The 13915-nt window shown below is 62.1% G+C and carries 10 protein-coding genes; 9 read left to right on the top strand and 1 reads right to left on the bottom strand.

Annotated features, from left to right (window positions below; genetic code table 11):
- Positions 1 to 164: 164 nt before the first annotated feature.
- The 9 genes from ACT01B_RS08420 (at position 165) to ACT01B_RS08380 (ending at position 13213) form a co-directional block, all read left to right on the top strand.
- Positions 165 to 2897 (top strand): cation-translocating P-type ATPase, encoded by a 2733-nt coding sequence (locus tag ACT01B_RS08420; RefSeq protein ID WP_445146908.1) that lies wholly within the window; start codon positions 165 to 167, stop codon positions 2895 to 2897.
- A gap of 69 nt (positions 2898 to 2966) precedes the next feature.
- Positions 2967 to 4661 carry a Na/Pi cotransporter family protein gene (locus ACT01B_RS08415; protein ID WP_445146907.1) on the top strand — a complete coding sequence of 565 codons (1695 nt, stop codon included), beginning with the start codon at positions 2967 to 2969 and terminating at the stop codon, positions 4659 to 4661.
- Between the two features lie 23 nt (positions 4662 to 4684).
- Positions 4685 to 5518 carry a polyphosphate kinase 2 gene (gene ppk2, locus ACT01B_RS08410; RefSeq protein WP_445146906.1) on the top strand — a complete coding sequence of 278 codons (834 nt, stop codon included), beginning with the start codon at positions 4685 to 4687 and terminating at the stop codon, positions 5516 to 5518.
- Positions 5519 to 5716: 198 nt separating this feature from the next.
- Entirely contained in the window at positions 5717 to 6367 is a 651-nt protein-coding gene (locus tag ACT01B_RS08405; protein ID WP_445146905.1) for a DUF2076 domain-containing protein, read from the top strand.
- A 404-nt stretch (positions 6368 to 6771) separates the two neighbouring features.
- Positions 6772 to 8049 carry a Vi polysaccharide biosynthesis UDP-N-acetylglucosamine C-6 dehydrogenase TviB gene (gene tviB / locus ACT01B_RS08400; protein WP_445146904.1) on the top strand — a complete coding sequence of 426 codons (1278 nt, stop codon included), beginning with the start codon at positions 6772 to 6774 and terminating at the stop codon, positions 8047 to 8049.
- 20 nt (positions 8050 to 8069) lie between these two features.
- A complete protein-coding gene (locus ACT01B_RS08395) occupies positions 8070 to 9080 on the top strand; it encodes an NAD-dependent epimerase (RefSeq protein WP_445146903.1) in 1011 nt (336 codons plus the stop codon).
- Positions 9081 to 9191: 111 nt separating this feature from the next.
- Positions 9192 to 10868 carry a GMC oxidoreductase gene (locus tag ACT01B_RS08390; RefSeq protein WP_445146902.1) on the top strand — a complete coding sequence of 559 codons (1677 nt, stop codon included), beginning with the start codon at positions 9192 to 9194 and terminating at the stop codon, positions 10866 to 10868.
- Between the two features lie 5 nt (positions 10869 to 10873).
- A complete protein-coding gene (locus ACT01B_RS08385; RefSeq protein WP_445146901.1) occupies positions 10874 to 11629 on the top strand; it encodes a 4'-phosphopantetheinyl transferase family protein in 756 nt (251 codons plus the stop codon).
- Between the two features lie 183 nt (positions 11630 to 11812).
- Entirely contained in the window at positions 11813 to 13213 is a 1401-nt protein-coding gene (locus ACT01B_RS08380; protein WP_445146900.1) for a TIGR03013 family XrtA/PEP-CTERM system glycosyltransferase, read from the top strand.
- Between the two features lie 19 nt (positions 13214 to 13232).
- Here ACT01B_RS08380 and ACT01B_RS08375 read toward each other — a convergent pair whose 3' ends face one another.
- On the bottom strand, positions 13233 to 13907 hold the full coding sequence (locus tag ACT01B_RS08375) for a hypothetical protein (RefSeq protein ID WP_445146899.1): 675 nt from the start codon (positions 13905 to 13907) through the stop codon (positions 13233 to 13235).
- Positions 13908 to 13915 lie beyond the last annotated feature (8 nt).

The following is a 13915-nucleotide window of genomic DNA, read 5'->3' as shown; positions in this document are numbered from 1 at the left end:
CGGCATTCAAAAACGCAGCACTTCGGCCTTCAGGTTCGAAGCGGGATTTCCCGCACCGCCGCGCTGGTCGTTGGCCGTCTTCGCCAGATGAACCCGCGATAGAACATCTCTCGAACACCCGGTTTCCAGAAGTCAGCACCCGCAACGCCTTTGTGGAGTGAGCGATGAACGAATCGGCAGGCGCAGCACGTCAACGAGAGGCCCCGGCCTGGCATGCCGTGAGCGCGGACGACGCGGCGAACAAGCTGGGAGTAAACCCTGCATCAGGGCTAGATGCTGGGCAGGCGACTGAGCGGCTTCAGAAGTTCGGCCCCAACCGCCTGCCGGAAGCCGGCAAGCAAAGCCTGCTGATGAAGTTTCTGGGCCAGTTCAACAATATTCTCGTTTACGTGTTGCTCGGCGCCGGTTTCGTCAAGCTGATGCTTGGCTTGTGGATCGATGCATCCATCATTCTTGGCGTGGTCGTCATCAATGCCTTGCTTGGGTTTGTGCAGGAAGGCAAGGCCGAGAAAGCGCTCGATTCGATCCGCAACATGCTTTCCGCAGAGGCGAGAACCTTGCGCGCGAGTGAGACGCGCATGCTCGCATCGGAACAGTTAGTGCCTGGCGACATCGTGCTGCTCGAGTCGGGCGACAAAGTGCCTGCCGATCTGCGCCTGATCGAGGTGAAGAATCTGCGCATGGAGGAAGCGGCGCTTACGGGCGAGTCGGTGCCAAGCGACAAGTCCGTCGCCCCTGTTGCCAGCAATGCGACGGTGGGCGACCGCCACAGCATGGCCTACTCCGGAACGCTGGTCGTGTCAGGGCGCGGCACCGGGCTGGTGGTTGCCACGGGCAGCGACACCGAGCTCGGGCGCATCAATCAAATGCTGGCGGCCGTTAACGCGCTGGAGACGCCGCTGCTTCGCCAGATCAAGAAATTCGGGTACGCCATTACCGCCGTCATCTTCGTGGTCGGCGCGCTGGTGTTTGCCTATGGCCGATGGGTCGAAGGCTTGCCGTTTGTCGAAATCTTCCAGGCTGTCGTCGGCATCGCGGTGTCGCTGATTCCGGAAGGCCTGCCGGCGATCATCACGATCACGCTGGCGATCGGCGTGCAACGCATGGCCCAACGCCACGCCATCATCCGGCGGCTGCCCGCGGTGGAGACCCTGGGCTCGGTGTCGCGCATCTGTTCCGACAAAACCGGCACGCTGACCTTGATGGAAATGATGGTGGTGTCGGCCGTGACGGCGGACAACGCCTACAAGATCGAAGGCGATGGCTATGCGCCGGAAGGAACGGTGCTGCGGGACGGCGCGCCGGCGCGCCAGGATCCGGTGCTCGATCTGATGGGCCGCGTATCCATGCTGTGCAACGACGCCGAACTGCGCTTCGAAGAAGACGTATGGAAGGTCGAGGGCGATCCGACCGAGGGCGCGCTCTATCCGTTTGCCAACAAGATCGGCCTGGAACGGCAGGCGCAGCAAGCGGCTTATCGCCGCGTCGATGCGATTCCCTTCGAGTCGGAACATCGCTTCATGGCCACGCTCAATGAAGCGGCGGATGGCGGTCAGTTTCTGCTCGTCAAAGGCGCGCCCGAAGTCATTCTTGAGCATTGCGATCGGCAGCAGGCGAAAGACGGTCCACAGCCGATCAATCTGCCGCATTTCCTCGCTGCTTCAGACGAACTTGCGGCTCAGGGCGAGCGCGTGCTGGCGCTCGCCTGGCTCGATCATCCCGGTCTAGCCGATCGAAATCTCTCTCCCGCCGATTTGCCCAAGACGCTCGTCCTACTGGGGCTGGTCGGCCTGCTCGATCCGCCACGCAAGGAAGCCATCGAAGCGGTGAAGGAATGCCACGCCGGCGGCATTCGCGTGACCATGATCACCGGCGACCACAAGATCACGGCCGCCGCCATCGCGAAGATGCTTGGCATCGGCGACGGCAAGACGGCGCTTACCGGCGTCGAGATCGAGGCGATGGATAACGCGACGCTGCAGGAGCAAGTGGAGAAAGTGGACGTGTTCGCGCGCGCCAGCCCCGAGCATAAGCTGCGGCTGGTCAAGGCGATCCAGGCGAACAACCAGATCGTGGCGATGACGGGCGACGGTGTGAACGACGCGCCTGCGCTCAAGAAAGCGGATATCGGCGTGGCGATGGGCATCAAGGGCACCGAGGTCACCAAGGAAGCCGCGGCCATGGTGCTCGCCGACGACAATTTTGCGTCGATCACAGCCGCCGTCCGCGAGGGACGAACGGTCTACAACAACATCGAGAAAGCGATCCTCTTCATGCTGCCGACGAACGTGGCCCAGGCAGCCGTCATCATGGTGGCGATCCTGCTCGGCTTTACCATGCCTATCACGGCGCCCCAGGTGCTCTGGGTCAATATGGTGACATCGGTGGCGCTTGGCCTGGTCATCTCGTTCGAGCCGCACGAGCAGGATGTCATGCGTCGTCCACCGGCTGTGGCCGGGCGTCCTATCCTTACCGGGTTCGGCATATGGCGGGTCATTTTCGTCGGCCTGAGCCTGCTTGCGCTGACCTTGTGCGCGTTCTTCTGGATGAAGGCGCAAAACGCCTCCGATGAGCTTGGCCGGACCGTTGCGGTCAACACGCTCACCATCGGTCAGATCTTCTATCTGCTCAATACGCGTTACCGGGTCGACTCGTCGCTGTCGTTCAAGGCCCATCTGGGCAATCGCTATCTGCCGATGGGCATTGGCGCGGTGGTGATCCTCCAGCTTCTGTTTACCTATGCCTTGCCGCTGCAGGAACTATTCGGCACCGAGGCCATTCCACTGCGGATCTGGCCATGGCTGTTCCTTGGCGGTTTTGTGTTCTTCCTCGTGGTCGAGGCCGAGAAGTGGATCATTCGCATGTCGCGCGCGTCGAAGGAACGCTCTTCCGTCTAGCTTCGGGCCGCCTCCAGAGCACGAGAGCTCGTTTTCGACGGCGATATCTTTCACCAGGAAAGCCAGCCCATGATGATCAACGCACTCGCAGAGATCGAACCGAGCAGCCTGAATCTGGTCAAGATGTTCGGCGTGCTGGTCGGCGGTCTCGCCCTCTTCCTGCTCGGCCTGGAGTTCTTGACCGGCGCCCTCAAGGCCATTGCCGGATCGAGGCTGCAGGCGATGCTGAGCGCACTGACCGCCAACCGCTTCCGCGGCGTCCTGGGAGGCGCCGTCATCACCGCCCTGCTCAATTCGTCGACCATCACTACGGTGCTGATGGTTGGCTTTGTTTCCGCCGGCTTGATGAGCTTGAGTCAGTCCGTGCCCATGATCATGGGTGCCAATATCGGCTCGACGGTCACCGCGCAAATCATCGCTTTCGATGTGTCGCGCCTGACACCCTTCATGCTCGCGATCGGTTATCTGTTGCACGCCTTCGCGAAACGCGCGCTGCTACGGCAGCTTGGTGGCGTCATCATGGGCCTGGGCCTGTTGTTCCTGGGCATCCAGTTCATGGGCGACGCCACCCGCCCACTTCGCACGTTTCAGCCGTTCATCGACGCCATGCAGGACATGGAGAACCCCTTGCTGGGCATCATCGTGGGCGCTGTCTTCACCGCCGTGGTTCAAAGCTCGGCGGCGACGATGGCCATCGTGATTGCACTCGGCGGCCAAGGACTGATGCCGTTGGAGGCCGGGATCTCGCTGATACTCGGTGCCAACATCGGCACCTGCGGAACGGCTTTGCTGGCCGCCATCGGCAAACCACCCGAGGCGCTTCAGGTCGGCATCGTACATGTCATCTTCAATGCCCTGGGTATCCTGTTCTGGGTGTTCTTCATCCCGCAGATGGCTGACCTGACGCGCTACATTTCGCCGTCACACCCTGAGCTGGAAGGGGTTGCGCGACTGGCGGCCGAAACCCCGCGCCAGGTGGCGAACGTCCATACGATTTTCAGCGTGGTCAGCACCTTGATCCTGATCTGGTTCACCGGGCCGATCAGCAGGATCGCCCAACGCATCGTTCCATCACGGCCCGTGGAAACGAAACCGGCTGGCGTACCGGTCTATCTGGACGAATCCTCGTTGACGGTACCTTCGCTGGGACTGGAGCGGGTTTGCCTTGAGCTGAGACGGCTGGGTGAACATGTGCTTGGCGTCGTCCGACACGGCTCGGTCGCCGTCATCGAGGGCAGCATGGAGGACATCAATTTGTTGCTGGACCAGGACCGGGACAGCGATCAGCTGGCGTCCGCGATACTCCACTACATCGGCCAGTTGTCCCAAGTAGAACATTCCAGCAACGAAGGCCAACAGATGGTCGGCCTCGCGCAGGTCACCACCAATCTGGAAGGTGTAAGCGGCATCATCGCCACCAACCTGGTGTCGGTCGGCCAGCAAAGGCTTTCGCAAAGCATCGATCTGACGCGACTGCGCGATGAATCCACCAGGCGCTTCGCCGATGCCGTGCTTAGCAACCTCGAGCTGGCCATCACCACGATAGGCCACGCCAGCGGTGAAGCAGCGTCCCAGGTCAGCGCCGCGAAAGCGGATATCGACATGCTGGCTGCCGCTGCTCGGCAAAGCGTGCTCAATCGGCTGCAACTGGCCGACATGGCCGATGTGCAGAATTTCCGGCTGGCCACCGACCTGATCGAGCAGTTCAGGCAAATCGCCCAGCTCTCCCGAGCGATAGCCAAGCGATCCGAAGACTTCAACTAGTGCACCCAGCCAACGGTGACGTCATGAGCAAACAGAAAGCCAAGAAGTCCTCGCCAGCGGAAAGCCCGCAAGCTGCCGCCACGCCGAAGCTGAGCCGACAGGATTACGAAGCGAAAATCGCGGAGCTACACGGCGAACTGGTCAAGCTTCAGCTTTGGGCCAAGCATACCGGCGCCAGAGTTGTCGTCATTTTTGAAGGCCGGGACGCGGCCGGCAAAGGCGGCGTGATCAAGCGACTGACCGAGCGTGTCAGCCCCAGGGTTTTCCGCGTGATCGCGCTCCCCGCACCATCCGAGCGGGAGCGCACACAGATCTACTTCCAACGCTTCTTCAAGCACTTCCCGTCAGGGGGAGAGATCGTGATTTACGACCGCAGCTGGTACAACCGTGCCGGCGTCGAGCGCGTCATGGGCTTCTGTACGGACGACCAATATCACCGTTTTCTAAGAATGTGCCCGGCCTGGGAGAAGGACATCGTCGATTCGGGCATCACCCTGATCAAATACTGGTTCGAAATCAGCAAGGAAGAGCAGACACGGCGGTTCAACGAACGCATTCGCGATCCCCGAAAAATCTGGAAGCTCAGCCCGATGGACCTGGAATCGCATCGGCGCTGGTACGAATACTCGGAGGCGCGCGACGCCATGTTCGCCGCCACGGACACCAAGATTGCGCCTTGGTATGTGGTCGAGGCCGACGACAAGCGTCGGGCCCGCTTGAACTGCATCTCGCATTTCTTGAGCCTGGTCCCTTACAAGGAAATCCAGCACCCCAAGATCGAGCTGCCACCCAGGCAAAAGGCCAAGGGATACCGGGCGCCGGCGTACGACTATCACTTCGTCCCCGCAAAATACTGACTGCCATCCCGCCCCCGGGCTGGCCGCCAAGCCGGCAGGGTCGCCCTCGAAAGATCCTGCGATTGGCTGACTGCCAGGCAAACGGATATCCCTGCGCACTTGGTGTCACGCATAACGGGCACACTTTCGGCACTGCCCACCTGGCGTGCTGCCAGCCAGTGTGGGCGTCATTCGCCGTCCCCTGGAGATTCGCTCGTCATGACACCGCAGGAACAACAGCTACTCGATGATTTCCTTCTGCGCCTGGCTGCTGCCAGCGGCGTCGCCAAGGACCCTCAGGCGGACGCGTTGATTCACCAGCGCCTTGTCGGACAACCCGATGCGCTCTACCTGCTGGTGCAGCGCAGCCTGTTGCAGCAGCACGCGCTCGACAACGCCAAGGCGCAGATCACCCAGTTGCAGGCACAGGTGGCCGCGCAGCAAGGTGGCGGCAGTTTCCTGGGAGGACAACCGTCCGCCTGGGGCGCCACGCCACCGCCGATACCTCCGCAGGCCCAGCCGCAGCCCGCCGCGCCCAGCTGGAAGGATCGTCTGTTCGGCAGCGGCGCACCCGCCCAGCCGAGTGCGGCGCCGAGCTTCCTGGCGAGCGCAGCCACCACGGCAGCCGGCGTTGCCGGCGGCATGTTCTTGTTCGACGGTATCGAGAACCTGCTCGGCGGCCATCATGGCGGTGGCGGCTTCTTCGGCGGTGGCGGTCAGCCTTCGGTGATCGAGAACGTCACTGAGAACAACTACTACGACAACAATTCGGGCGACAAAAACTCGCGCGACGTCAGCGATCAGGACTTCGCGTCCACCGATTTTGACGATAGCAACGACGGCGGCTTCGACGACAGCAGCTGGTCTTGATCCTTGCTGGCCCGCGCGTGCGCTTCCCATCGTATGCGCGGGCCATCGCAAAGCCTCGCTCTGTTTCGCTCTCGTCTTAAGGCCCTGTTCAAGACCTTTCGCAGCCACGCTGGCGACAACACCCGACGCCCCTCGGTAGGTGCCGCGGAAGGATTCTGAACAGAGTCTTGGGTTGCGCGCGAATCGAAGCGGCCTCCCCTTCCGGCAGGCAACCAATGGCCTAGCTGAAACGGTGGAGTACCCTGCTAGCCTTGTCGGGCAGTCATGCCACAGGGGCGTTTGCGCTTAACCGGAACTTGGCACGGCCAGGCGCACAGGGGTAATTTGCAACCCATTCGGGTGATCCATCGGATAACCTGCTGGCCAAATCCGTGCCCATACAAACCAGCAACCGGGACGTTGGTATGCAGAATCTGGAAAGCACCAAACTCGCCATCATTGGCCTTGGCTACGTTGGGCTGCCCCTGGCGGTGGAGTTTGGCAAGCGCTATGACACCGTCGGCTTCGACATCAACCGGGCGCGCATCGCCGAGTTGCGCGAGGGACGCGACAATACGCTGGAAGTCAGCGCCGATGAGCTTGCTGAAGTAGAACAGCTGCGCTTCAGCTCCGACCTGGCCGATCTGGCCGACCGCAATGTCTACATCGTGACCGTGCCCACGCCGATCGACTCGGCCAAGCGGCCGGACCTGACTCCGCTGATACGCGCCAGCGAAACGCTGGGCAAGGTGCTTAAGCGCGGTGACGTGGTCGTGTACGAATCCACGGTGTATCCGGGCTGCACGGAAGAAGTGTGCGTGCCGATACTCGAGCAAGGTTCCGGCCTGGTCTACAACCGCGACTTCTTTGCCGGCTACAGCCCCGAGCGAATCAACCCGGGTGACAAGCTGCATCGCGTCACCAGCATCCTCAAGGTCACCTCCGGCTCGACGCCCGAGGCGGCCGATTTCGTCGACCGCCTGTACGGCTCCATCATCACGGCCGGCACGCACAAGGCCAGCTCGCTGAAAGTGGCCGAGGCCGCCAAGGTCATCGAGAACACCCAGCGCGATCTCAACATCGCGCTCGTCAACGATCTCTCGATCCTGTTCAACAAACTTGGCATCGACACGCTGGAAGTGCTGCAGGCGGCCGGCACCAAGTGGAATTTCCTGCCGTTCCGGCCAGGCCTCGTTGGCGGTCATTGCATCAGCGTGGACCCGTACTACCTCACCCACAAGGCGCAGGAAGTGGGGCACCACCCGGACGTGATCCTGGCGGGACGCCGTACCAACGACGGCATGGGGCCGCATATCGCCAACGAGGTGATACGCCTGATGGTGCGCAAGGGAATCAACCCGGTGCGCGCGAAGGTGCTGATACTTGGCCTCGCCTTCAAGGAAAACTGTCCGGACCTGCGCAACACGCGCGTGGTGGACATCGTGCACGCCCTGCGCGGCTACAACGCCGAGATCGATGTGCACGATCCGTGGATCAACGCGGCAGAGGCCGAACACGAATACGCACTGACGCCGATCGCGGAACCGCAAACCGGCAGCTATGACGCGGTGATCGTGGCCGTCGGTCATCACCAGTTCGTCGCGCTCGGCGCCACCGGCATTCGGGCCTTCTGCAAACCAACGTCGGTGATCTTTGACGTGAAGTATGTACTCCCGCGCGCCGACGTCGACGGCCGCCTTTGAATCGCTAACGGAATCGTCTCATGAAAGTGTTGGTCACCGGCACCGCCGGATTCATCGGATCTTACGTCGCGGAACGATTGCTTGATCGGGGCGATGAAGTCGTTGGTCTGGACAACCTCAACGATTACTACGACGTCACCTTGAAGAAGGCGCGCCTCGCGCGCTTCGCGAACCGACCCGGCTACACGCATATCCATGCGGACCTGGCCGACCGCGGCGCCATGGAGCAGGCTTTCGCCAACCACCGGCCACAACGCGTCGTCCACCTCGCGGCGCAGGCTGGCGTGCGCTACGCCGCAGAAAACCCACATGTGTATGTGAGCAGCAACGTGGTGGGTTTCCTGCATGTGCTGGAAGGCTGCCGTCATCACGGCGTCGAACATCTCGTATTTGCCTCCACCAGTTCGGTGTACGGCGCCAACACGGCCATGCCGTTCTCCGAACACAAGTCGGCCGAGCATCCGCTCACGCTCTATGCTGCCACCAAGAAGGCCAACGAGCAGATGGCGCACAGTTATGCGCATCTCTACGGCATTCCGAGTACGGGGCTGCGCTTCTTCACGGTGTACGGCCCATGGGGCCGGCCCGACATGGCGCTGTTCCTTTTTACCCGCGCCATTCTCGCTGGCGAGCCTATCCGGGTCTTCAATCACGGCAAGCACAAGCGCAGCTTCACCTACGTGGACGACATCGTCGAAGGCGTGATCCGCACGCTCGACCAAGTGCCCGGCATCGATATGCATTGGAACAGCAACTCCCCCGATCCGGCGAACAGCGGCGTCGCACCTTACCGTCTTTTCAACATCGGCAACGAACGTCCGGTGGAGCTGCTGCACTACATCGAAGTACTGGAGCAGTGCCTTGGCCGCAAGGCGACGATGGAGTTGCTCCCGCTGCAGCCCGGCGACGTTCCCGACACCGAAGCGGATGTAACAGACCTGATACAGACCGTTGGCTATAGGCCGCAGGTGTCGGTAGAAACCGGGGTCGAAAACTTTGTACGCTGGTACCGAGAGTATTTCCGTGTTTGATTGAAAGGGTCTCCAGGTAGCCCGGGATCACCTGCCCGATTCGCCACGGATCAGTTCCGCAAAGCGGCACCACGGCGTGCTTCAGCGGGTTCTTGGCGATAGGGGGATGGCGTGATCATCGATTACCGGATCGGGCCGCATGCGGCCGACATGGACGCGGATCTGTGCATCATCGGCGCCGGTGCGGCGGGCATCGCCATCGCGCGATCGTTTATCGGCACGTCGGTCAAGGTATGCCTCCTCGAAAGTGGCGGCAAAACCGGCGAGCAGCAAACTCAGGCGCTGTATGAAGGCAGCTCGGTAGGTGCCGTAGCCCTGGACCCGGGCAGCTCCCGCATGCGCGTTTTTGGCGGCAGCTGCAATTTGTGGGGTGGCGGCTGCATACCGCTGAGTCAACATGATCTGGACCAGCGCGACTGGGTGCCACACAGCGGCTGGCCCATAGACTTTGGCGATCTTGAGCCGTATTACGATCGCGCCAGGGCCTATTGCCAGATCGACGCCCACGATTTTGTCGACGGCTCGTTTGTCACGCCAACGACGCATCCGCCGCTGGATTTCGAACAGTCCAAGCTGGTCAACCAGATCTTTGCACGAAGCCCCATTCTGTTCGGCCAGGCGTACCGCGACGAGCTGGAACAGGCGCCCAATATCCAGGTGCTACTGCACGTCAATCTGCTCGAGCTTTTGCCGACGCCCGATGGGGCCATCGTGCAGGAGGCACGCATCGGCACGCTTGGCGGCTATCGCGGCATCATTCGCGCCAGGCAATACGTGCTGGCTTGCGGCGGGATCGAAAACGCGCGCCTGCTGCTGCTTTCCGACTCGGTCGTGCCGCATGGCCTGGGCAACCAGCACGACCTGGTCGGGCGCTACTTCATGGACCATCCCAGCGGAAAACTGGGCACGCTCTCCACCGATGCACCCCATCGTGTCACTCGCCCGTACGATCGTCGTATCGGCAAGGGCACGGCACCCACGTTTTCGGAAATCGGCTTGTCCCCTGAGGTCCAACGTCAACATCGCTTGTTGAATGGTCGCGTCCATCCGTTTGGCGTAGAAGGTCCGCTCCCCAAGGGCATTCGCGCCTTGCGCGAACTGCGCGCCGCCTTGCGGCGCCCCGTGCAGGATGAAGGCGCATTGCTGGAGGCGCGGCTGTGCGATGCGCTTCGAAATGGCCCCGCTACCGGGGCGGTCGCCGCACCCACAGATAGCCTGGGCACCATGGCGCTCAGGCTGGGTCTTGGCGTAGGCGACATTGCCCGCGCGTTCGTGCAGAAGATCGCCGACAAACCCACGGTGAGCAGCAGCCATATCGACCTGGTGGGTTTTTTTGAGCAGGCCCCCAATCCACATAGCCGCGTCATCCTCGGCTCCGAAACCGATGCGCTGGGACAACGCAAGGTAAGCGTGGAGTGGCGGCTTACGCCACTCGATCGACACACTTACCGTGCGGCCGCCACGTTGTTCGGCAACGAACTGGCGCGTGCGAGTGGTGGCAGCTTCGAGCTCGAGTCCTGGCTGGAACATGATGATGGAGCCGCTCCCGACGTACACGGCACGGCGCATCACCTGGGCACCACGCGCATGTCGGATGATCCGCGCTCGGGCGTCGTCGATCGTCATTGCCGAGTGCATGGTATGCAGAATCTGCATATCGCCGGAAGCTCGGTGTTTCCCACCGGCGGCTGGGCTTTCCCTACCTTCACCATCGTCGCGCTGAGTCTTCGGCTGGCGGACCAGTTGCGTAGCGTGCTCGCCAGCTGCGAAAGCACGAGCATGCTCTAGCGGCCATGCCGGCCATACTGAAGCAGGTGTTTACGCACAGCGCCAGCGACGTTTTGCATCGTTGCGACTTCATGCACCCCGCCACGGGCGAGGCATGCGTCGTGCTCTTCGACAGCGTGCCATGGCGGCGCTTCAGCGAAACAGCTTTTGCTTCGCTGGATCAGCGCGAGCGCGAACGGGCTGCCCGCTTCCGACACGAACGAGATGGCCATACGTATGTGTTGGCGCATGCCATGTGGCGCCACGTACTTGGCCTGTTGCTGGAGGTAGACGCCGCTCAGGTCCCGCTATCCCATACCCGGTCAGGCCAACCGATACTCGCCGACTCGGCCTACGCCACCAGTCTGAGCCATAGCGGCACACAGGTTGCCATCGCCATGGCAGATGCCGCAACGATCGGTGTCGACATTGAACTCTCGCCGCCGCATGCCGCCTTGCGCGACCTTGCCGACGTGCTTTGCTCCACCGATGAAGCCGCCTACCTGGCATCGCTTCCGCTTGCAGAGCACGAACCATGGCTGCTGGCGCTATGGACGCGCAAAGAAGCCTTGCTCAAGGCATTTGGCGTAGGCCTGAAGGAATCTCCTTCGGGCATGTCACTCACTGGCACGGGCGCGGTTGCCCCGCCCGCGTCCGCCGGCCATGTACCCGCCTGTCGCGTGCACCCGCTCCAACTACCGGCCGGGCTGGTCGGCGCATGGGCAGCTCCGGTGAACGTGGCACGCTGTTCGTTATACGTCCTTGGGCCGCCGCAGCCGTAGCGACAACCGCCCAGTTCGCGCTTCTCACACCTAGGCGACATGGGTGTTTCACGCCTGAAACATAGGCATGACTGCTGGCAAAACTCTTACCTAAGTTACATCGACACTGCTCATTGCGCGGCTCTACTCTTTCCGCCTGCTGAGGGAAAACAGCGCACATCTTAGGGGAAGGGGGGAAGTCGGATGCTTCGTTTCCTGCGTCGGCAATCCGTACGTTGGCTCTTGCTGCTCGGCTTGTGCGAGCTGTTGTTGCTCGCCCTGTCCTTGAACATGGCCACGTACTTGCGCTATTTCCGCAGCCCGGATGAGCTCGCCGAGTTTTCGGTGCACATGCCGGAACGTGCGCTGGTATTCGGCACCGTCATCGTCATTGGCATGGTCGCGCTCGGCCAGTACCAGTCGCATATGCGCACCAGCCGTTTTGGCTTGCTTGCGCGCCAGGTCGTGGCATTTGCACTGGGTGGCACCCTGCTGGTGATCGGCTACTACGTGGTACCACAGGCCTATGTTGGCCGCGGCGTGCTGGCCATGGCGCTGTCGCTGGGCTTTGCCCTGGTGCTGGCATTTCGTCTCGCCTTTCTTCGCCTGGTCGATGTCAATGCGCTCAAGCGCCGGGTACTGATTCTTGGTGCCGGCCTGAGAGCTGCACAAATTCACAATCAGATGCGCCGTCGCACCGATCGGCGCGGTTTCTGCGTCGTGGGTTACGTGCCCCGCATGGATGAACCCGTGGCGGTGCCGAACGAGCAACTGATGCGGCTGAACGTGCCCCTGCAGCTCATCGTGCAGCGCGAGCAGATCGACGAGGTTGTCGTTGGCGTGGACGACCGTCGTGGTCACCTGCCGATGGACGACTTGCTCGAGTGTCGCCAGATGGGCGTGACGATCACCGACCTGACCACGTTCTTCGAACGCGAGTCCGGACGCCTGCAGCTCACCATTCTCGATCCTTCCTGGCTGGTCTTCTCGGGTGGCTTCAATGCCACGCCCTTGCGCCTGCTCAGCAAGCGCTGCTTCGATCTTGGCGCCGCCACCGTGCTGCTGCTGACGCTTTGGCCACTGATGCTGCTTGAGGCCTTGGCCATTTGGCTGGAGTCGGGCCCGGGCCAACCCATCCTCTATCGTCAGGAGCGCGTGGGCGAACACGGTCGCACCTTCCTGTTGCTCAAGTTCCGCAGCATGCGTACCGACGCCGAACGCGACGGCATCGCCCGCTGGGCCAGCAAGAACGACGACCGCGTGACTCGCGTGGGACGCATCAGTCGCAAGCTGCGTGTCGACGAACTTCCGCAATTGTGGAATGTGCTCAAGGGCGACATGAGCATTGTGGGGCCGCGGCCTGAGCGTCCCCAGTTCGTGGCCGACCTGGCCCTGCAGATTCGCTACTACAGTCTGCGGCATTGCCTGAAACCTGGCCTCGCCGGCTGGGCTCAACTGAGCTATCCCTATGGCGCCACCGTCGAAGAGGCCGCCGAGAAGCTCAAGTACGATCTGTTCTATGTAAAGAACCACAACCTGCTGCTCGACCTGCTGATCCTGATCCAGACCGTCGAGGTCGTGCTGTTCGGCCGCGGGGCTCGCTAGTTATCGGATGCGGGGCTCGTTAGTTATCCGATGCGGTTGGCACCACGGGCGCGGCATCTGGCGTGCGCTTGGCGGTGGCCAGCGAGCGCAGCGGTGAGCTGTACCAGTCCACGACTTCGTCATGCTCAAAGCGAATCCAGGAAGGGCCGTATTCCCAGCGATCGTCATGGATGCCGGTCGGCTCGCCCTCAATCGAACGCACCTGGTCGGATGACATGCCGATCTCCAGCGCTGGCGTATTCACTACATTTCCCAGCGGCAGACCGTGCCTGTTCAGGGTACGTACGGAGGCATCCGGCGTGGACGGCGACCAGGCGACGCCATTCCATACCAGTACCGCAACGATCAGGGCCACCGCCAACGCGATGATGCCCAAGCGCCGGGATGTACGGCGCCTCGATGGCGAGGGCACGCGCGCAGTCTGCACGTGCGCCTCCGGTACTGAAAAGCGCACGCGCAAGGTGGCCCCGGGCAATCGTCCGTGCTGACGCTGGAATTCCATGGCGGCGCCGTAAAGCGCGGTGATGCGTTGCAGCCGGTCCGCGACCGCCGGATCATGCGGCGCGCCACCCATGCGATCGGGATGCAGTCGTCCGACATGACGGCGGTAGGCTTGCTTGAGCTCAAGCAAGCCACAACCCGGGCGTAGCCCGAGCGTCCGATACAGATCGAGAAAGTCGGTCTCGTTGGCCAAGCCGGTCC

The sequence above is a fragment of the Dyella sp. Tek66A03 genome (assembly GCF_052567735.1).
The sequence above is the reverse complement of the archived record's forward strand: the minus strand, read 5'-3'. Positions and strand labels throughout refer to the sequence as shown.

Excerpts from the sequence above, each read along its gene's own strand:
- ACT01B_RS08420 (WP_445146908.1), top strand. The coding sequence starts at position 165 with ATGAACGAATCGGCAGGCGCAGCACGTCAACGAGAGGCCCCGGCCTGG.
- ACT01B_RS08415 (WP_445146907.1), top strand. The coding sequence starts at position 2,967 with ATGATGATCAACGCACTCGCAGAGATCGAACCGAGCAGCCTGAATCTG.
- ppk2 (WP_445146906.1), top strand. The coding sequence starts at position 4,685 with ATGAGCAAACAGAAAGCCAAGAAGTCCTCGCCAGCGGAAAGCCCGCAA.
- ACT01B_RS08405 (WP_445146905.1), top strand. The coding sequence starts at position 5,717 with ATGACACCGCAGGAACAACAGCTACTCGATGATTTCCTTCTGCGCCTG.
- tviB (WP_445146904.1), top strand. The coding sequence starts at position 6,772 with ATGCAGAATCTGGAAAGCACCAAACTCGCCATCATTGGCCTTGGCTAC.
- ACT01B_RS08395 (WP_445146903.1), top strand. The coding sequence starts at position 8,070 with ATGAAAGTGTTGGTCACCGGCACCGCCGGATTCATCGGATCTTACGTC.
- ACT01B_RS08385 (WP_445146901.1), top strand. The coding sequence starts at position 10,874 with ATGCCGGCCATACTGAAGCAGGTGTTTACGCACAGCGCCAGCGACGTT.
- ACT01B_RS08380 (WP_445146900.1), top strand. The coding sequence starts at position 11,813 with ATGCTTCGTTTCCTGCGTCGGCAATCCGTACGTTGGCTCTTGCTGCTC.